Annotated in this window: 20 protein-coding genes and 1 tRNA gene; 6 read left to right on the top strand and 15 right to left on the bottom strand. The window is 57.5% G+C overall.

Annotated features, from left to right (window positions below; translation table 11 throughout):
• Positions 1-3 precede the first annotated feature (3 nt).
• Positions 4-1182: a helix-turn-helix domain-containing protein gene (locus AMR42_RS16955; RefSeq protein WP_099534840.1), complete on the bottom strand. Its 1179-nt coding sequence runs from the start codon at positions 1180-1182 to the stop codon at positions 4-6.
• Positions 1085-1660 (bottom strand): IS607 family transposase, encoded by a 576-nt coding sequence (locus AMR42_RS21680; RefSeq protein ID WP_099534831.1) that lies wholly within the window; start codon positions 1658-1660, stop codon positions 1085-1087. The genes AMR42_RS16955 and AMR42_RS21680 overlap by 98 nt, the downstream gene beginning before the upstream one ends.
• Positions 1661-1753: 93 nt before the next feature.
• Here AMR42_RS21680 and AMR42_RS16945 point away from each other — a divergent pair, with 93 nt between their 5' ends.
• Together AMR42_RS16945 and AMR42_RS16940 are read left to right on the top strand one after the other, a co-directional pair.
• On the top strand, positions 1754-2053 hold the full coding sequence (locus tag AMR42_RS16945) for a 2Fe-2S iron-sulfur cluster binding domain-containing protein (protein WP_099534830.1): 300 nt from the start codon (positions 1754-1756) through the stop codon (positions 2051-2053).
• A 136-nt stretch (positions 2054-2189) separates the two neighbouring features.
• Positions 2190-3953, top strand: coding sequence for an FAD-dependent oxidoreductase (locus tag AMR42_RS16940; RefSeq protein ID WP_099534839.1), 1764 nt, complete (start codon positions 2190-2192; stop codon positions 3951-3953).
• 103 nt (positions 3954-4056) lie between these two features.
• Here AMR42_RS16940 and AMR42_RS16935 read toward each other — a convergent pair whose 3' ends face one another.
• From AMR42_RS16935 to AMR42_RS16920, 5 genes are all read right to left on the bottom strand, one after another.
• On the bottom strand, positions 4057-4995 hold the full coding sequence (locus AMR42_RS16935) for a polysaccharide deacetylase family protein (RefSeq protein WP_143473159.1): 939 nt from the start codon (positions 4993-4995) through the stop codon (positions 4057-4059).
• A gap of 55 nt (positions 4996-5050) precedes the next feature.
• A complete protein-coding gene (locus tag AMR42_RS16930; RefSeq protein WP_099534828.1) occupies positions 5051-6199 on the bottom strand; it encodes a hypothetical protein in 1149 nt (382 codons plus the stop codon).
• 93 nt (positions 6200-6292) lie between these two features.
• Positions 6293-7204, bottom strand: coding sequence for a hypothetical protein (locus AMR42_RS16925; RefSeq protein WP_099534827.1), 912 nt, complete (start codon positions 7202-7204; stop codon positions 6293-6295).
• A complete protein-coding gene (locus AMR42_RS20055; RefSeq protein WP_234407065.1) occupies positions 7197-7361 on the bottom strand; it encodes a hypothetical protein in 165 nt (54 codons plus the stop codon). Before AMR42_RS20055 ends, AMR42_RS16925 begins: the two co-directional genes overlap by 8 nt.
• A 27-nt stretch (positions 7362-7388) precedes the next feature.
• Complete coding sequence (locus AMR42_RS16920; RefSeq protein ID WP_099534826.1) at positions 7389-8057, bottom strand: Npun_F0813 family protein; 669 nt, start codon at positions 8055-8057, stop codon at positions 7389-7391.
• Between the two features lie 607 nt (positions 8058-8664).
• Between AMR42_RS16920 and AMR42_RS16915 the strand changes: the two genes are divergently transcribed.
• The 4 genes from AMR42_RS16915 (at position 8665) to AMR42_RS16900 (ending at position 12644) form a co-directional block, all read left to right on the top strand.
• Positions 8665-8737, top strand: a tRNA-Arg gene (locus AMR42_RS16915).
• A gap of 254 nt (positions 8738-8991) precedes the next feature.
• Positions 8992-9732: an EndoU domain-containing protein gene (locus AMR42_RS16910; RefSeq protein WP_099534825.1), complete on the top strand. Its 741-nt coding sequence runs from the start codon at positions 8992-8994 to the stop codon at positions 9730-9732.
• 174 nt (positions 9733-9906) lie between these two features.
• Positions 9907-11358 carry a class I SAM-dependent methyltransferase gene (locus AMR42_RS16905; RefSeq protein WP_158234525.1) on the top strand — a complete coding sequence of 484 codons (1452 nt, stop codon included), beginning with the start codon at positions 9907-9909 and terminating at the stop codon, positions 11356-11358.
• 1019 nt (positions 11359-12377) lie between these two features.
• Positions 12378-12644: a hypothetical protein gene (locus AMR42_RS16900; RefSeq protein ID WP_199291370.1), complete on the top strand. Its 267-nt coding sequence runs from the start codon at positions 12378-12380 to the stop codon at positions 12642-12644.
• A gap of 250 nt (positions 12645-12894) precedes the next feature.
• Here the strand turns inward: AMR42_RS16900 and recA are convergent, their stop codons facing one another.
• The 8 genes from recA to AMR42_RS16860 form a co-directional block, all read right to left on the bottom strand.
• Positions 12895-14118, bottom strand: coding sequence for a recombinase RecA (recA, locus tag AMR42_RS16895; RefSeq protein WP_368670751.1), 1224 nt, complete (start codon positions 14116-14118; stop codon positions 12895-12897).
• A 283-nt stretch (positions 14119-14401) separates the two neighbouring features.
• Positions 14402-16111 (bottom strand): urease subunit alpha, encoded by a 1710-nt coding sequence (ureC, locus tag AMR42_RS16890; protein ID WP_099534823.1) that lies wholly within the window; start codon positions 16109-16111, stop codon positions 14402-14404.
• Positions 16112-16188: 77 nt separating this feature from the next.
• The gene (locus AMR42_RS16885) at positions 16189-16458 is read right to left on the bottom strand and encodes a hypothetical protein (RefSeq protein WP_099534822.1); all 270 of its coding nucleotides are present in this window, start codon (positions 16456-16458) and stop codon (positions 16189-16191) included.
• A 166-nt stretch (positions 16459-16624) separates the two neighbouring features.
• Positions 16625-16996, bottom strand: a complete 372-nt coding sequence (locus AMR42_RS16880; RefSeq protein WP_099534821.1) for an urease subunit beta — start codon at positions 16994-16996, stop codon at positions 16625-16627.
• Positions 16997-17077: 81 nt separating this feature from the next.
• Entirely contained in the window at positions 17078-17380 is a 303-nt protein-coding gene (gene ureA / locus AMR42_RS16875; RefSeq protein ID WP_099534820.1) for an urease subunit gamma, read from the bottom strand.
• A gap of 110 nt (positions 17381-17490) precedes the next feature.
• Positions 17491-18372 (bottom strand): urease accessory protein UreD, encoded by an 882-nt coding sequence (locus AMR42_RS16870; RefSeq protein ID WP_099534819.1) that lies wholly within the window; start codon positions 18370-18372, stop codon positions 17491-17493.
• Positions 18369-18947 carry a Uma2 family endonuclease gene (locus tag AMR42_RS16865; protein WP_099534818.1) on the bottom strand — a complete coding sequence of 193 codons (579 nt, stop codon included), beginning with the start codon at positions 18945-18947 and terminating at the stop codon, positions 18369-18371. Before AMR42_RS16865 ends, AMR42_RS16870 begins: the two co-directional genes overlap by 4 nt.
• Positions 18948-19214: 267 nt before the next feature.
• The coding region (locus AMR42_RS16860) for a VWA domain-containing protein (RefSeq protein ID WP_143473157.1) at positions 19215-19799 on the bottom strand (585 nt) is incomplete at its 5' end.

Here is a 19799-nt window from a genome sequence, read left to right as displayed (position 1 = left end):
ATGCTAACAAATGCATAAGTTGAGATGGTCTCTCAACCAAGGCGTATCAACCAATGCCCGCAGGAAAATCCCACGAGCACCATTCAGATCCCGATTCATTGACCGCCCATCAACTTTCGACTTGATGACCCGAGAGCCGCCAATCTTGACGATTTCACCTGTCCACGAAACGGTCTTAGATGTGTAGGCTTCATTGATGTCGGTCAAGGCAACCTTGCCCAACTCCCAGGCTTTCCACTCTAGATGTTTCTTGAACTGGTAGTGCGATAGGGTCAACATCTGCCGCACGGTTTTTGACTTGATCTTGCGACGTGATTTGCTCACCATTTGAGAGGATTCAAAACTGGGCAGCAAAATTACATCAAAGTTTTCAGTCAGGAACCGTGCGGTTTTGTGGTGAAGTTCTTTCACCAAGTGTTGCACCTTGGAACGCAGGCGATCGGCGGCTTTCTTGAAGCGGCGCTTCTGGGCTGACTTCGCCTTGGTGATTTTGGAAATCAGGCGATCCAGCTTGAAGCACAGCTTTTGAATCAGCAAGTTCGAGTCATTGCCAATCCATCCGTAGGATGACTCAGCAAAGAAGGTCATGAATGTACGAACACCGGGATCTAAGGCAACCACTCGCCCTTGGTTTTCGGACTGCATGGGTTGCACTTCTGTTGAGGTGATCAGGTAATACTCACCATAGGCAAGTGTCAACCGACCATCACTAAAGCCATCAGGAATTGATTCTTTCAGGGCTGCTTTCCCCAAGATGGTGTGGTAAACACCATTTTCACTGATGGCTGATTTGGGAATGTAGATCGTTTGTTGTCGATCTTTGCGACTACGGAAGCGACATTTGCGAATCTGACCATCCACCTTGAAGCCCTTTTTAGCTTCCCGAACGGCCGTGCAAGCGTCTTTGACCGCAATCTTTTTGATCTGGTAGGGAACTGACTTGGCCCATTCCGGTAGCGCACCCAAGATGATGGGTGCAACCGCCATCCAATTGGCTTTGGTTCCCGGCTCTTGAAGATGTTTAATTGTGGCGTTGTAGACGTATCTAGAAACGCCAAACCATTGCTTCAAAAGTGCCTTCTGATCAGGGTTTAGAAAGATTCGGATCTTCCTGGATCGCCTTGCGGTAGCTTCTGAGTCCGGGCATTCGACGAGAGAAGAGGTGAAGGATGGCGAGCAGATCCGCTGTGAGTTCGGATTCTGGGCAGTGAACAGATTGGTCAAGAACCATGAGTTCGCCACCGTTTTGTTGAACCATGAACTCGAACAGCTCGAATCCAAATCGGCAGAGCCGATCGCGGCAGGCAACCACAATTTGGAGCTGATCGCCGCGCATGAGTCTGACCAGTAGGGATTGCAATCCTTTCCGCTTGAAATTGAGGCCCGATCCGATGTCTTGGATGATTTCGGCTTCGGGATAGCGATCTCGCATGAATTGGACTTGTCTTGCGAGATCGTCTCGTTGCTTGGCAGAACTGACGCGGCAGTAGCAAACAACGATAGATCGAGTTGCTTTGCGTCCATATGACTCGACGTTATAAAGCCGCTGGCCCGCCTCGTTTCGGATGGTCTCGATTTTCCCTTCATCTGCGTACTTTCTCAGCGTATTTGGATGCAATCCCAGAAATTCGACCGCTTTTCTGAGAGGGATGTATGCCATATCTAAATATTGGCATATATTAGCGAATGTTAGTAAATTAATTACTGTTGATCAACCCCACTGCCCAACCCTCAAACCGCCGCCATCCGCCCTATGGAGATCTCTGTTACCTTTTTGCCCGATCAAGTTACCGTCTCAGCCCAACCGGGCGAGATGCTGTTAACCGTGGCCGATCGCGCCGGGGTTGCCATTCCCACGGGTTGCCTGATGGGGTCTTGCCATGCCTGCGAAGTGGATTGGGCAGCGCAACCATTACCCAGCCCCGATCGCCCTGATCCGTCAGCGGCCCCCGACCGTTCCGAAGACCCCCAAACCGTTTGTGCTTGCATCAGTGCCGTACCCACCGGAATCTCAGCACTGACGGTCAATTTGGGCATTGATCCCACGTGGTAAGGTTGGGCAGTTGATCTGCTCGGAGTAATGCTCGGTGACCACGGAACACTTCCCTCAGACAGCGATTGAGGGTTTTGCTCTCCCCTTGGGGGCGGTGTCCCCGACCCCTGATCCGCTGCCCCTAGACAGCCCCATTCTGGACAACCCGATCGCGGAAACCGATGTTTTGGTGGTGGGTGGCGGCACTGGGGGAACGGCGGCGGCCATCCAAGCGGCCCGCTGTGGGGTGCGGGTGCTGTTGGCCACGGAGTTTTCCTGGTTGGGCGGAATGTTGACGGCGGCGGGGGTCTGTGCGCCGGATGGCAATGAATTGACGGCCTTGCAAACGGGTCTCTGGGGGGCATTTTTGCAGGAGTTGGCCCAGCGTCAACCTCAGGGGCTTGATTGGGGTTGGGTCAGCTTTTTCACCTATGAACCGGCGATCGGGGCGCAGATTTTTGCGGATTGGGTGGCGGCCCTGCCCAATTTGCGTTGGGTTTCCGGAGTGCGGCCGGTGTCAGTGCAGCGATCGGGCGATCGAGTCACCGGGGTTACCTTTGACTCGGGGTTACAGGTAACCGCCCAGATCACGATCGACGGCACGGAATTGGGAGATCTGCTGGCCCTGGGGGAGGTTCCCTATCGCTGGGGTTGGGAGTGGCAAGACCAATGGCAAGAACCCACGGCCCCGCCGGGGCCCACGGCCTTGACCGAACGATTTCCGGTGCAGGCTCCCACTTGGGTTTTTTATCTTCAGGATTTTGGCCCCGAAGCGATCGCCCCGGAAATTCCCTGCCCCGCTGACTATGACCCTACCCGCTACCAAGCGGCCTTTGCGGGCTATGCCAGTGCCCAGCGCGTGTTGGACTATGGGCGGATTGCGGGCGATCAGTTCATGATCAACTGGCCCCAGGCCGGCAATGACTATGGGGATGACCTCGATCGCCTGGTGGGAACAGCGGCCGATCGAGCAGCGGCCCTACAGGCTGCCTACGATCGCAGTTTGGGATTTGCCCATTGGTTACAACAAACCCTCGGACGGCGCTATGGCTTGGCCGATCATCTCTTTCCCGACACCGGAGCCTTTGCCCTATATCCCTACTTTCGGGAAAGCCGCCGCCTTCAGGGATTGGCAACGGTGACGGAACACCAGATCTTGCCAGTGGTCGGAGGCTGGGGAGCGGCCCTGCCCCGAGATCCCCACAGCGGAGCCAGCAGCGCGATCGCCTATGGCAACTATCCCAATGATCACCACTACCCCGGGGAGGTCTTTCCCCTAGCGCCCAAATCACTTCGATGGGGTGGTCGCTGGACGGGGACGGCCTTTGCGCTGCCCTATGGCTGCCTGGTGCCGCAACGGGTCGATGGGCTGTTGGTTTGCGACAAAAATATTTCCGTGTCCCACATGGCCAACGGAGCCACGCGCCTCCAACCGGTGGTGTTGGGGCTGGGTCAAGCGGCGGGGGCGGCGGCGGCCCTTTGCGTTCAGCAGCATTGCCAACCCCGATCGCTGCCGGTGGCCGCTGTGCAAACGGCCTTGCTCCATGACCCACAGGCTCCGGCGGCGGTGATTCCCTGTTTTGGCCTCACGCCCGATCGCGATGATTGGCGATCGCAGCAGCAGCACTGGATTGCCCATCCCCAAGCCTACGAGCAACTGCTCACCCAGGAGCATCCCCTGAATCTGATTCCACCGCCGGAACCTTCAGCCACCTTGGGGTTCACCGGTCAGTTTCAGCGGCGCGGCCCCCAGGACTATGCCCTAGAAACGGCCTTGACCCCGGAGCCAATTTCTCTGGTGGCGCTCCATCCTTGGGTGAATTACCGCCTTGGCCAACTGGAATCCGGTAGCTCGATCGTTCTGCGAGGGCGCTATAACCCCTCTGGCCCTTGGATCATTGTGGAGGATCTACCGGATTAGGGCCGGGAGCAATGGCGGGACTTTGCGATCTGCGATCGTTGGGTCGTCGATCGGCGGATACCAGCCACCGAACCCAGTTCATAACCTCAAGATTTTTCGGGCCTCAAGGTTTTGCGGGGTTTGGCCCTGGCTCCAGGGGATGGCTTTCCCAGGGGCCGCCACCGCTGGGTTTTCCCGATCGCAACAGTTCCCCCAAGGTCACCAGGCGATAGCCCCGAGCCTGGAGGGTTGGAATAATTTCACCCAGTGCGGCCACGGTGCGATCGCGGGGCTGACGGGTCTTGAAGCTGCCGTCATGGAACAGCACAATGGAGCCAGGCCGCACCCGCTGCAACACGCCTTGCACCAAATCCGCCACTGAATTGGCCGGGTCATAGTCACCGGAATCCACTTCCCACATGGCCAAGGTGCGCCCCGATCGCCATAGCCAGTAGGGCAACCCAAACCACCGCTTACCCAAGGGCGGCCGCAGGGCGATCGGCCCCTCAGCCCCCGCCGCTCGCAGCCGCCGATCGGTTTCGAGGATTTCAGCGGCAATTTCCCCCGGCCAACGCAGGATCAAATTCCGGTGTGAGTAGGAATGATTGCCCAACTCATGGCCCCGTTGCACCACCGATCGGGCTAAGGCCGGCTCCCGATCGATCTGCTGACCAATTTCAAAGAAAGTGGCCTTCACCCCAAAGCGATCCAACACCTGCAAGACCTGCTCCGTGTAGGGCGATTGGGGCCCATCATCAAAGGTCAGGGCCACCAGCGGCTCCGTGGTGAGCACCCGCCGCACCCCAAACAAAGGAAAACTATGGGCCACCGGCAGCACTGCCCCATACCAAAGCCCATGGGCCACCAGCAGCAACAGCGCCACCATCACGCACAGGGATTGAACCCAGGATGTCCAGTGGGATCGGCAATTTTGCCGCCTGCGCCCATGGTCAACCTCCTGCCCGATCGATGCCGGTTTGTTTGTCCCGGATTTCAGAGGAGTCCCCTGCTCCGATGGTTCAGACCAACCGGCAGGCTGATTGGGCTGCTGCTCCGTCTTCACGGGATGGGCGCTCCAAAGACTTGAGGGGGGCGATCAAGGCACTCGATAACCAAGCCTACAGGAGATAAACCTGCCCATCGATTAACAGATGAGTAATATCCTTAGCCTGGAGATAGGGTCTTGTTTTTTGGAACAGGTCGTTGGCATCGGGCACTTTAATGATGCGCTGATTGCGAGCTGAAAATCGCCGCGCCACGCGATGGTTGTCAAAGACCGGTAGGGTGCGGCTGGCGGCTTCCTGGGGTGGAATTTGCCCCAATTCTCGAAAATCTTCTAAGGGACGGGCCACTAACTCCGCTGCTCGATCGATCACGAGATAGCAGGGGTTGGGGATCCGTGAGGTTTCCAGGGGCATGATTTCGATCGGTTGATCCGGATTGGCTCCGCGCCCAAACATGGCGGCAATGCCCGCTTCACCGTCATCATCCCCAAATTCAAAATCATCTTCGTCTAGATCCAGATCGTCATCATCTAGATCTAAGTCGGTTCCCAGATCCGCATCGTCGGCTTCTTCTGCGCTGGCTTCGTTGATCTCGGCCACGACAGGGCCACTACCTTTGCGCCGCCGATTCGATCGCCCCCCTTTGCCATTGGTGCTGGTGGTCGCTTCTGCCTGCTTTTTCACCGGCCGGCCCACCCGCGACGATCGCACCTCTTCCTTGGCCTCAGCTTCCAACTCCGCAACAACCTCGGTCAAGGGTTCCGCCGCAGCGGTGGCAAAGGCGGTTTCAAACAGTGGCAGGGTTTCCATGGCGGGGAGTTCCATGGGCTTGGCCGGCGTTGGCTCCGGGGCCGCGACGGACTCCGGCAGCGCAGATTCCGACAACTCCGAGGCTCCACTGCGCGATCGACGGCGCACCCGTCTTGTGCCCGTTGTGCCGTCGGTCGGTTCCGCTGATTGGTTGGGGATCGATCGCCCGCCCGATCGGCCGCCGGAGTCCACCATGGGATCCACCTGGGGCGGCTGGGGATCCAATTCCAGCATCGGAGCTTCCGGTGCGGCAGTGGCCACAGGCGGGGCGATCGGGGCCGGGGCTGAAACCGGCGCAGGAACTGGCTCTTCGGCCGCCAACTTCAAAATTCGGCCCACGGTTGAAGTGCTGACTCCATAGCGCTGCCCCAGGGTGGCCATGGTGTGGCCGCCCTGGCGATAGAGCGTAATCAGTTCGTATTTTTCGGAATCCGATAACTTGGGAGGAGTCATGCCCAAACCTGGGGAATTGTGCAAATGCCTGCGGACAGTTCAGGGCTCCAAAGGATGGTCGCCACCGCCCGGGGCCAGCGACAACCTTGAACCCTAGTTAGCCGCTCCCGATGAGCGCCGACGGGCACTACGGCGCGATCGCGTCGAAAGATCGTACTCCAACACGGCACCGATGCCAAACAGCACGCCGCTGAAGATCCAGAACACTTCCAGCAGGCTACCGCTTTCATAGTTGCAAATGTTGGCCGTGGCGTACTTGAACCACATATCCGCAATGTAAAGCGAAATGGAGGCCGCCGCAATCATCCGCCAAGATTGGGCCGATCGCCCGCCCCAAAAGGCCAACAGCAGCGCCGAAGCCAACACCAGCAGCACAATATCGCCAACGGTATAAACCGGCAAAATATAGTCTGCAATCGGCGAGAGGGCCCCTTGGATCTGCTCAGCCCAGGCCGGCACATTGGCCACGGACTCGGCAGTGCGTTCCGGGCAAGCGGCCTCGCCCAAAACCAACGGCGAGAAGGCGAAGGCAGTCCCCGCCAGACCAATTCCCCCGATCGTCAGCCACTGCCACAGTTCCAAATTCAAACGCCGGGGCAACACCGCCAACAACAGCCCGATCGCTAGGGAAGCATAGGTGACGATGTAGAACAGGTCACCGGGACTCACATCCGGCTCAATCCCCAGACCAATTTCCCAATAGCTGAACAGTAAGTTGCCCAAACCATAGCAAAGCATTCCCAACCCAATCAGTAACCAAACCGTCCGGCCACTGAGGATTTGGTTGCTGCGCCAGTTCCGAAAGCACACCAGCGCCGCCCACAGATAGGACGTTGTTTCCAACACTGAAGTGGCAATGCTATACCACTGGGGCAGGGTTTCCCCCGACGGAGTCACACTGAAAAACAGAAACACCGCCAAGGCAACCAGAGACCAAGAAACAGCCCCGATAATTAGGTTGCGCGATGAAAACAGTTTTGGCGATTCGCTCGCAGTCTTAGTCATAGGGGTTGGCTTCAAAAGGTTCTAAAAACCAGGAGGTGACGATCTCAAGAGGGACACAGACCACCGCAGACCGGGGATGGATCGCCCAACATCCCTGAGCCTGGAGCCGTTGATTGCAGTTGGGCATTCGATCGCCCCCATTGCCCCAGACGGCCATGGCCATTCGGTTTAGCGCCGCCCAAGGCTAGCGCCAGAGCTTGGCCGCAGGCGATCGCCCCAGCCAGTCCATGAATTCCGAACGCTCGCCCGCATCCATCTCCTGCAACGCATCAAACGCTCGGCTGGTGAAATTGGTATTGCCAAAATAGCCTTTACCCAGCGTGTGCAGTTCCTGTAGCAACCCCACGATTTGCAATTCTTGCCAGGGCGGCAAGGCCGTTTCAAAGGGGTTCACTTCCAAAATGTTGCTCACGGCCGCCTGGTTGTCCAGCCCTGGAAACTGGAGCCGCTTGAACACCTCGCCAATTTCCTGGCGAAACTTCGCGCCCTGGCGTTCTCCCAGCAAATCTTCAATGTCGAAGTACACCGCCTGGAGCAGCAGCATCCCCGCCAGCACATAGGACGACTTCGCCGCCCCGCTGTCGCCTGCGCCAGCATCCGCGACTCCCAGGCGATCGAGCCGCACCTTGCCCCACACACTGAACCGATCCGGCTCTTCCAGCAGGACGCAAGCTTTCCCTCGGTTATCCGTCAGATCTCGCCACAAGGCCCGCGCCTCTTCCGCCTGATTTGCGCTAAAAACATTCAGCAACGTGAATGTTTGACCCTGATAGCTCAGGATCGGAATTTGCTGATCTTTTTCGGGATGCCGGACGTTGGAAATGTCCACGTCTTGCCGCTTCAGAATAAACATGCGTTATTCAAAGAACTCATGCTTGGAGCTACGCCATCCAAACCAGAGGCCACAGGGCTGATCTAGCTTGAACTCATGCAGTCGGTCAACCAGAGCTGCTCCAGAAGCTAGCCCCAGCAAGGTCGTGAGGGCTGCATAGACAGCTTCCCAACCGGTGAACTGAGCCTGCGCTGGGCATCATTCTAGCCCAGGGCCCTTAGCGTAGAGCTATTGGGGGATCTAGGGTCGAAAATCAACTTTGGTCTCTCAAGTGTACCCCGCGACCTTCTAAAAACTGGCTCTTGGCGGAATTGCCTCTGAATGGATGTTCTGAGGGTGGGTTGATCACTCCCATCAACCTCCTCAACGGCCTTGCTTGGGGTTAGGTTAACTCGATACAATTCGTAAACCTTGAAAGGCGGCCAGTCCGGGCGTGTCATCCTGAATCGCGGATGAAACCCACGCCGCCGCGATCGAGCCGGAAGCGCCCTGATGACAGCATTCGTTGGCGAACTGTTGCAATCAGGAGAAGCAATGGTTTTTTTCAAGGCCCTGGGAACTTCCGCCGATGAATTTTCCCCGGATTGTGTGTGGGAATTTTCACGGAAATCTCTACAGATCTCAGTCTGGGTGCGTAGCTCAGTGGATAGAGCAGCCGCCTTCTAAGCGGCCGGTCGCAGGTTCGAATCCTGCCGCACCCGTCCTCTGTTCGAGTCTTTAACTTGTGTAGCAAGAGCTTGCTGAGCAAGGGGTTAATCAACGGCGAAATAGCAATCCGGCAAAAGTCAGGAAAGCAGCACAAAGACGGCAATAACAGAACAGAAGCGCAGCGGAAACCCGGCGAAAACCCACCGGAAACTCGGCACAAATTCGGCACAAATCCAGCGAAAAACAGTCACCGGCACAGCAACCACACCAACAATCAATACAGACAATCAATACAGACAACACCAACATGACTCAGCCGTTGAATCAGCCAACGATCGGGAAAACTGCCTCCTCCTCGGCTTACCGCAAAGGGCGATCGCGCTGGAGTCTGGTGCTGGCGGGAATTGTGGCCCTGGTGCTGGCGGTTCCCGAGGGCCAAACCGCGGCCCCCAAACTGGTGAACTGCGATCGCCTGCCCCACTGGAGCAACTTTGCCAGCGGCCCCCAGGTGAACCAACCCCATATTTTTTGTGGTGAATTTAGCAACGGTCGGCCCAAGGGGTTCCATTCCCGACCGGGCGGCACCAATCCCCGCACGGTGGCCCGGTTTCAAGTGACCCAACCACCCAACCGGCGAGGGATCTATGGGGTGCGCTGGAGCCATGGGGCCGATCCCAGTCGGGAAAAGTTTTCTACGATGTTTCCCGATCGCTGCTCCCAAGCACAGGTGTTGGAATCGATTCGCTATGCGGCTCGCAATCAAATTAGTTGCCCAGGGGGCGCGCCCGATTGGGCTTGGTGCGGTTATAACCGGCCTGGCAACCGATCGACCTCGGCCCAAGCGGCGGTTGCGCCGGTTGCTCAACTGATGCCCGCTGCGCCTGGGACAACCGCCTTGGCAGTCCCTCAAGATCCTTCGGCGGTGGAAAACTCCCCGATCGCCCAAGCCAGTCGGTTTTGCGAGGCCAACGATGGGCAGCGGTTTGTAATTGCAGGGGCATTTGTGCGGGGGCGCAATCAAATCAACACGGCTTTTCCCCTGCGCTAGGGTACAGGCCCGGGCGCATGATGAGTTCCCGGGCGCATGATGATTCGCGGTGCAGAATTTGCAGGGCAGAACTTGCCGAGCAGAACTTGCCGGGCAAAGTTTGCAGCGCAGAATTTGCAGCGCAGAACTGCCCTTGCGTTATTTGTGGCTCGCGGTTTTTACGGATGGTTTTCCATGGCGGATTCTGTTGTTTCTTGCTTTGAGCAGGCCCAAGCGGCGATCGCAGCGGGCCAGGTCGATCGCGCCGGTCAGTTATATTTGCAGGTCACCGACTTCCTAAAACCCCAAGAGCATCGTCGTTGGGGCGAACTGTTCCAACAGGCGGGCCAGTGGGATTGGGCGGAAACCCTGCTGCGTCGCCTCGCTCGACAGCACCCCACCATGCCCGAGGCCTGGACGGATTTGGGAACCCTGTTGGTCAGTCGTGATCAGCTTCCGGAGGCGCAAACCTGCTTTGCCAAGGCCCATCGCCTGCGGGACTGGCCCGAAAGTGGCGATCGGGGCTATTGGTTTTCCCGAGACTGGTTTTCCAATCAATTGCCCAACTGGGTGAACTGGGTGCAGCCCTTGGCCGATCGGGGGCCGGTACAAGCTTTGGAAATTGGCAGCTTTGAAGGGATGTCTGCCTGCTGGTTGCTCGATCGCGTCCTGCTGAATCCGGAAGCAAGGCTCACCTGCATTGAACCGGAAATTCGTCCCACCCTGCGGGACAATCTCGATCGCACCGGTCGGGCCCCGCAGGTCACCCTTCTGTCTCAGCTCTCTTGGGAAGCCCTGGCCCAGCTACCGGTTGATCACTACGACCTGGCCTACATTGACGGTTGCCATGCGCCTTGGGTGGCCTTCCGCGATGCCGTCATGACCTGGCCCTTGGTGAAGGTGGGTGGGCTGGTGGTGATTGATGATTATCGTTATGTGGGTTTGCCGGAGGATTGCCCACAATTCGGTGTGGATTTGTTTATGTTGCTGTTTACCCACTGTTTTGAGGTGGTTTTCAGCGGCTATCAGCTTTTTTTGCGCAAAGTTCGCGATTGGCAACCCCTCACGGCTCCCTGGCAACGGGCGGCTGAGGCCACAACGGATCCGCTGCTCTTGGATGCTCTGGCTTGGGCCTTGGCGCGATCGCACCAGTGGGATGCGGCTCAACAACTCTGTGAACGGGCGATCGGGCTGGCTCCCCAAGTGGCGGCTCCCTATCTCACCCTGGCGGAAATTTGGGCCCAGCGCCAGCCGGAGTTTAGTGATCAAGACCTGGCGCACTACGGGCCCTTGACCCGATCGCTAGTCCAGGTCTTTGGCCACAGTCACCCTGGCTTTGCCCTCAAAACCTTGCCCGTCGGCACTGGCTACGATTTGGAACCCCTGGTGGCCTATCTGCAAGCCCTGGAAAAGGATACCTACTGGCATGAACCCATTGCGAATCTTTTGACGGTTTTGGAGCGACAGGGGAAACAACAGGGAATGCCGCAAGCCATGGCTGCTTGGCTCGATCGGCTGCATCATCCCCCGGCGGGCGGCTTGGCCTTGCCCCACCGCCCCGATCTTTGGCGCTTGATTGGTGACCTGGCGATCGGCTCCAACAATGCCACCGCCGCCGCCTTGGCCTATCGGTGCGCTCTTCATTAGCCCCCAACCCCGGCCTAGAGCCGCCAAAACCGCCAGCCCTTGCCAATCCACGGCGACGGCTAGTCATCGACCCTCATGAGCCAGACCCGAAGTGATGTTTAGGCGATCGCCCCACCCAGATCTCCATTCACCCGGCCCGGCCAGACCCAGCCAGACCAAACCCGCCAAAAAGTGATGATCACCACACCCAAATCCGGAAACGGGTCGCTAAACTGAGATCCGACGATTGCGCTCGATTGCTACCATTTCCATGGCGACCCGATTGAGTTGCGCTGCCCAAAGAACTTTTTCCGAAGAAACTTTTTGGGAAGACAGTTCGTCAGGGTTCAGCAAATTTGGCAAAAAATTTGAGGAATTTGCCTAAATCGCCTTGAAAAACGGCTGATTGCTGTTTTTTTCACTTTCCTCAGCCTTGAGCACTCTCCCTTACCTTGCCACTGCTCAATCTACGCTTAGCTTCTACGCATCTCAATTAGGTTCTCCTTAGTCTCCCTGCGTCGTTTTCTTTCCTGTTTTCGTCCGTAATTGTGACCGGTTGCGCAAGTTGGGCGGAGCAAAAGCTTCGCTCCGGAACCTGAGCCGTTGTTGAAACCAGGCTGCGATCGCGATCGACCCTCTGGCCCTCGGAATGGGAATCACGGCTCATGGCTGCGGTCAGGAGCGCACTCAGCCATGGGCCTTAGATGCACGCTCGCTCAATCACTCCACGAACCAGCAACCCAGCATCAGTCTTGGTTGTGGGCTTTGGTCTCGATGGATCTCAACTGGATCTCGATCGGCCGTGACTGAATTTCAGCCTGGCTGAATTCCAGGGCTGGTCAGTCCATTGGGGGTGGGGGTCTCACCCTGTGACGGCGATCGCACCCAAGCCCTGTTTTGATCTCAGGGGATGACGCTCAAGATCCATGCGGGGTCAGCGATCGGTCACTTCGCTGATTAGACTTTCCCCCGATACTAAAAACTGTGGCAACCGGAAACTTCCCAGATCCTTGCAGTCGTTGAGTAGGTCTCAAAGCAACATGACTTCCATTCGCGAGATTGTGTCCGAAGCGTTAGCTCATCAATACCTGTCGATCGAGGCAGAAGAATCCCTGCGCCAACTCATGCGCGGGAAATATGGCCCCGATGACTTCGAAGCGTTTATGGCCCTTCAGCGGGCGTTTTTGTCAGGAAGCTTGCGCCAAGAGTCCCGTGAACGGTTATTGGGTCAGCAAAATTTCACGATCGCGGCGGTGGCTGACTCGATCGCCCCGGCCTGCACCGCCCGCGATTTATCCTACGCCTAGACTCTCGGTTTCAGTTCAGGGATTCAATCCCCGGGATTTCGTTCCCCCAGGCCCTCAACCCAGCCGCTAGCCCAAAATGCAAAGCTGATCAAAAACAGCCACCTCCCCAACTGAATGAGGGAGCTGGCCGCTTAACTAATGATTGGGGTTACCGCTGTTTAGGGTTTGGTCTGGTCGGGTTTAACTCAGCTCAGCTTGTCGATTCCGCTCGATCGAGTGTCCCAAAATTTTGAGTGTTCCGAGATTTGTCCTAGAACGCTTCGCTCAGATCTGCTTCATCCAAATCGTCAGTGGATCCCCCAGTAATTGCCCCCGCTTCCTCTAGCTTTTGGCGCACGGCCAACTCCATTTCTGCCGCGATCGCCGGATTTTCCTTCAAATATTGAATAGCGTTGTCACGCCCTTGGCTGATGTTTTCGCCCTTGTAGCTATACCAAGCTCCCTTGCGCACCAAAATTCCGGTGGATTCAGCCAAGTCCACTAAGCAGCCGATCGAGGAGATGCCTTCGCCAAAGATGATGTCAAATTCTGCGATCCGGAACGGCGGCGCGACTTTGTTTTTGGCGACTTTGACCTTGGCCCGAATCCCAAACTCTTCGGTTCCCTTCTTCAGGGTTTGAATGCGGCGAATGTCCAAGCGCACCGATGCATAGAACTTGAGGGCATTTCCGCCCGTGGTGGTTTCCGGGCTGCCGTAGGTGACTCCAATTTTTTGGCGCAATTGGTTGAGAAAAATCACCGTACAGCCCGATTTACCGATGTTGCCGGTGATGCGCCGCAGGGCATGGCTCATGAGGCGGGCTTGGCTGCCTACTTGGGCCGCGCCCATTTCCCCTTCAATTTCCGATCGGGGAACCAAGGCGGCCACCGAGTCCACCACCACCAGGTCGATCGCGCCCGATCGCACCAGTTGATCCACCACTTCCAGCCCCATTTCCCCCGTGTCCGGTTGGGAAACCAGCAAATTATCAATATCCACCCCAAGGGCCTTGGCATAAACCGGATCCAAGGCATGTTCTGCATCCACAAAGGCCGCAATACCGCCCGATCGCTGCACCTCCGCGATCGCATGGAGTGCTAGGGTCGTTTTTCCGGAGCTTTCAGGGCCATAAATTTCCACCACACGGCCCTTGGGAATGCCGCCGCCCAGGGCCAAATCCAAGGTCAAGGCCCCGCTGGGAATGGTTTCCACCCGCATTCGGGCCGCATCTCCCAACCGGACGATCGCCCCTTTGCCAAAGCTGCGTTCAATCTGCTGAACCACCAGCCCCAGGGCTTTTTCCTTTTCCTTGCTAATTTCCTTGGTCGGCCCGTCTTTGGCGGCGCTCTCTTTGGCCGACTCCTTAGCCGCTTCCTTAGCGTCCTTGGATCCTTTAGCGCTGCTGGCGGATTCCTTGGCGGTGGCCGTCTTCGCCGTGGGGTCAGAATTTGCGGATGCGTTGGAAGCCATAGTCGCCTGGGGGTCAACGGTGATGGAAGATTTTCTGCCCGATCGCACCGTGGCCGGCTCCGGCAAGCCCTGATCGGCCGGGGTGCCTGCTAGGGGAGCGATCGAAGCGGCTTCTATTGTAGGAGGAACTGGAGTCGCAACGGAGGCAGCGGCCATCCCGAAAACCCTCAAGACGAAAGAGCTTCTCCAATTTAGCAAAAATCTGTACAAAAATCAAATAACCGCCCGACGGGGCCAGCGGGTTCAACCAAGCATCCCAAACTGGCCCCCTAGGCAAACGGCAATCCCTCAAGCGATCTGGAACAGGCTAGAACAGAAAATATCGCTGGGCCATGGGCAGCACCGCCGCCGGTTCACAGGTCAGCAGTTGCCCATCGGCAAACACTTCATAGGTTTGCGGATCCACTTCGATCGCCGGTTGGGCATCGTTTAGCTTCATGTCGGATTTGCGGATCGATCGAATTCCCGACACGGCCACCACTTGCCGCCGGAGACCGAGTTTTTCGGGAACCCCAGCCTTCAGAGCCGCTTTAGAAACAAAAGTGAGGCTGGTGCTCTGGATTGCTTTGCCGAAGCTGGCGAACATCGGACGGCCGTGCACCGGTTGCGGCGTGGGGATGCTGGCGTTGGCATCGCCCATTTGGGCCCAGGCGATCGCCCCACCCTTGATCACCAACTCCGGTTTCACGCCAAAGAACGCCGGTTTCCAGAGACAGAGATCCGCCAGTTTGCCCGGTTCGATCGACCCCACATGGTTGGCAATGCCGTGGGCGATCGCCGGGTTGATCGTGTATTTAGCGATGTAGCGTTTGGCGCGGGTGTTGTCGTGACGGGCGGGGTCTTGGGGCAGGGAGCCGCGCTGCACCTTCATTTTGTGGGCCGTTTGCCAGGTGCGGATGATGCTTTCGCCAATTCGGCCCATGGCTTGGGAGTCCGACGACATCATGGCGATCGCCCCTAGGTCGTGCAGGATGTCTTCGGCAGCGATCGTTTCTCGGCGAATCCGCGACTCAGCGAAGGCCACATCCTCGGGAATCGCCCGATCGAGGTGGTGGCAAACCATCAACATATCGAGGTGCTCCTCGATCGTGTTCACCGTGTAGGGGCGCGTTGGGTTGGTCGAAGAGGGCAGCACGTTGGGCAAGCCACAGACCTTGATGATGTCCGGGGCATGGCCGCCGCCCGCGCCTTCGGTGTGGAAGGTGTGGATCGTGCGGCCCTTGAAGGCGGCCACGGTCGCTTCCACAAAGCCCGCCTCGTTCAGGGTGTCCGTGTGGATCGCCACCTGAATGTCGTACTCGTCGGCGACGCTCAGGCAGGTGTTGATCGCGGCGGGTGTGGTTCCCCAGTCCTCATGCAGCTTCAGCCCGATCGCCCCGGCCTTCACCTGTTCAATCAGGCCCGCCGGTTGGCCGCTGTTGCCCTTGCCCAAAAAGCCCAAATTCATCGGGAAGGCTTCCGCCGCTTCCAGCATTCGCGCCATGTGCCAGGGGCCAGGGGTGCAAGTGGTGGCGTTGGTTCCAGCAGCGGGGCCCGTGCCACCGCCAATCATCGTCGTGATCCCAGCGGCCAGGGCCGTTTCGATTTGTTGGGGACAGATGAAGTGGATGTGGGTGTCAATGCCGCCGGCCGTGACGATCGCCCCTTCACCCGCAATGATTTCCGTGCCGGGGCCGATGATGATGTCCACGCCCGCTTGAGTGTAGGGGTTGCCGGCCTTCCCGATCACCGCGATTTTGCCCTGCTTAATGCCAATGTCGGCTTTAATTACACCCCACCAATCGAGGATCACGGCATTCGTAATCACCGTATCCATCGCCCCGTCACTGTTAGTAATGGGCGATTGACCCATACCATCCCGAATCGTTTTGCCGCCGCCAAATTTCACTTCATCGCCATAAACCGTCAGGTCTTGTTCGATTTCAATCAGCAATTCGGTATCGGCCAATCGCAGGCGATCGCCCGTGGTGGGCCCATAGGTTTCAGCGTAGGTGCGGCGATCGATTCTGTAGGGCACGTCTTCTCTCCCAATGGGGTCTTTAGTTTAAAAACAAGGGTTCAATTAATCCGATCCATGGAGCATCATCAGCCAATCTATCGCCGAACGATCGAAGTAATCAAAATTGTCACTGTGGCACTAGCAATTAACCCAAAGGCAAGCTGCACAACCCATTGTGTTGCTTTTTGATACACTTCAAACCGTTCATCACTGCGATCAAGCCGAGTATTCGTCTCTGCTAACTTGGCGTTAGTTTCAGAGAGATCATGGGATAACTGATCAATGCGCTCACTGGTTTTAGTCACTTCGACAACCAGCGAGTCAATCTTTTCTGCGATACCTTGCAAACTGGGTTCTGTTGACATAGAAACGTTTGAAATCTCTGACGACCTGCAAGCAAAATGAAAAGCAACTGATGATTATGCCGATTGCAATCTTGATTGAGTTATCCCAAGATCATTGACTACTCAAGCATGATCATCAGAAACTGAAGCTTCCTGTTAGGAACTCTGAAGCCAGGATGAAAATAGACTATTTGCGTGCTTTTTTCTCGGTTTTTCCTTTGGATTTATCCTTGGATTTTTTACTCAATTCCCGATCCAAACTGCCTTCTACCAGTGCATTAAACCCGTAGATTTCTCGAGTTCCGGCAAAAGGAACCAGCACCACCGTTTTCTCATCACCCGGTTCAAAACGCACCGCCGTTCCCGAGGGAATATCCAAATGGGTTCCCCGAGCCACCGCGCGATCGAACACGAGGGCTTCATTCACTTCAAAAAAATGAAAATGAGAGCCAACTTGAATCGGGCGATCGCCTCGGTTTTCCACCGTGATTGTCACGGGCGATCGGCCCACGTTCAATTCAATCTCGCCAGGTTCAACAATTAATTCACCGGGAATCATGGCGTTTTTCCTTATCGCAAATGATGACAATCATCCTAGGAGCCGATTGCGAATCGATCCCTACCAAAGCCGCAACCGAAATTAACGAATGGGATCATGCACGGTCACCAATTTCGTGCCGTCGGGAAACGTCGCCTCCACCTGCACATCGTGGATCATCTCTGCTACCCCTTCCATCACCTCATCTCGGGTGAGCAGCGTTGTCCCCTCCGCCATCAGTTCCGCCACGGTTTTGCCGTCTCGCGCCCCTTCCAAAATGGCCGCCGTCAGATAGGCCACGGCTTCCGGATAGTTGAGCTTCAGTCCGCGATTTTTGCGGCGCTCGGCCAGCAGCGCGGCGGTGAAAATTAGCAGCTTGTCCTTTTCTTGGGGCGTGAGTTGCATAGGGCGATCGCGCAGGTCATCTTGCCAATACTCTGTTGTTGGTTGTACCGCGATTTGTCTAGCAGGCCACCGATTGATTGCGAAGATTTTGGGTTTCGGGGCGATCGCAGCTATAGCGGCCAAAACCGGGAGACGATCGCCGGGCGATCGCGCTGGTGGCGGCGTACTAAATCCCACACCTGCCAGAACCAGCGCCGCGCCTCACTCACCGAATGACCGCGATAGCGACAAAGCAGCCCCGTTTGCAGCCGCGTGATGCCGCAATCAACTCGATCGCCTGTGGGCAGGTGCGATCGCGCTTCCGTAATCAGTTCTTTCGGGACTTCTTGACCAATCCAAGCCAGCGTCCCAACGATCGGGCAGCCTGCCAGCCCATGGGAACCATCGCGGGTGGCCGGGTCGGTCGCGTCAATCCGCTGGGGATCGAGCCACACCAATCGATCGCCCTGCCACACTTCCAAGCGCGATCGCCACTCACCGCAGCCGTAGCGCTCACCGCCGGCCGTGCGCCCCAGCCGCACAATCTCACTCCCCAGCCAACTGGCTCCCGTCGCCAGGTCAATGTGCGATCGCTGCTCATAGAGCGCGCCATCAAAAATAATCGTCTCCTGGGGCAACCATTCCAGGTGCGCCCCTTCACCCACTCGCACCCGCACTGACTGCTGAGCAAACCGCCCGGCCGGGTCAATCAGTGATCGCCCCCGGCTGCCATAGATCTTGGCCGCCGAAACCGTCGTCACCAGGGCCGCCGTCTCCGGTTCCAAGTCCAACGTGATCGACAGGCGATCGCCCCCAACCATGCCCCCCGCCACATGCAACATGGCCGCGTGGCAAACCTCTGGCCCCTCGGGATAAAAGGGCCGCTGAAATTGCAGGGGCGATCGGGTTTTGGCCTGAACCTGGGTGCGATCGCCCGATCGGTCAAACCGCAACGCGAACGAGCCATGCCAGGTGCGATCGGTTTCGGGCGTTGGCTGGGAGGCGACGGTCACGATGTTTCCTCCGGTTGCGAACCCACTTTCAGCCAGCCGAAAATCTGCTCCGCCGTCAGGGTCAGGGGCAAGTCCGGCAAACAAGGCAAGGGAGCTGTCCGCCGATGCAGTAACGGTTGGCGATCGGGCAAAAAGCTCACGACTGATCGATCCTGAGGATCAACCAACCAAGCCAACCGGCTCCCAAACTGCAAACTGTGGAGCAGCTTATCCATCACTCGGTTAGCCGGTTGTTCGGGCGACAGAATCTCGATGATCCAATCTGGAGCGGCCAAGAATTGATCGATCGGCTCGCCCTCATCCGTCAGCGCCACCCGTTCCCAAGCAATCACCGCCACATCGGGGACGATCGAGCGATCGCCAAAGGTACAGCGCAACTCCGGCATGGCTGTGTAGCGATCGCCCACCACGTCGATCGCCCCAATCAGGCGTTTTTGCAATAGAGAATGGCGAAACTTGGGCATGGGTTTTTGGACTGCCCGGCCATCGAGATATTCCCAAGCAGGTGAATCTTCGAGATCGGGGCGATCGAGAAATTCCGCCAGGGTGGAGATCGGGGCGATCGAAACCGTCATAGGCACGCAGCCAGCGAACAGCGGCGAGATTGTTTCTGTTGATTGGATTCTATTGCAAGTTCTGGAATGGAATTGATCCAGCAATGGCTGATTTCCCATGCCCCAACCACCGTAGGGGCGGGGTCTCCCCGCCCGGTCTCCCCGCCCGGCCTTCCCCACCCCCGCGATCCTTGACATTCCCAGGGTTGGCCGGGGTTGTGGCGATCGCCCGGGTTTAGGGTTGGGAGACCCAACCCCTACGGCCTGTGAATTGCGAACCGATCGCCCCTATTTCAAATCGGCGATCGCCCCTCGGGCCATTTCGGCGATCGCTCGATCGGTGGCTTTCGGTAGGTGGTAATACTTGCCGCCCGCCGTTTCCGCTAGCTCCTTGGCGAAACCTGTTGAAACGAATTTGCTTTGGGTGTCGATCACCAGCAGCTTGATGTTCAGGGCGCGGATTTTGCCGGAAATGTCCAGCAGCTCTTGCTTCACGTCCGGTTTCTCGTCCGGTTCCATCGGCTGACCGAGCGATCGCGCCAGGGGCACATTTCCCCGACCGTCCGTAATCGCCACAATCACCACCTGCCCCACATCCCCCGACTGGCGGGCATTGGTGCCGACGCGCACCGCCTGGGTCAAACCGTGGGCTAAGGGAGAACCGCCACCACAGGGCATGGTTTCCAGCCGTCGCCGGGCCGCCGAAATCGATCGCGTGGGCGGCAACAGCACCTCTGCTTGCTCGCCCCGGAAGGGAATCAGCGACACCTGATCGCGGTTTTGGTAAGCCTCCGTCAGCAACCGCAACACCGCGCCCTTGGCCGACTGCATTCGGTTCAGGGCCATCGATCCGGACGCATCCACCACAAACAC

The organism is Limnothrix sp. PR1529 (assembly GCF_002742025.1).
Lineage (GTDB): Bacteria > Cyanobacteriota > Cyanobacteriia > CACIAM-69d > CACIAM-69d > CACIAM-69d.
Note: the sequence above shows the minus strand (reverse complement) of the source record. Positions and strands in the feature narration are given on the sequence as shown.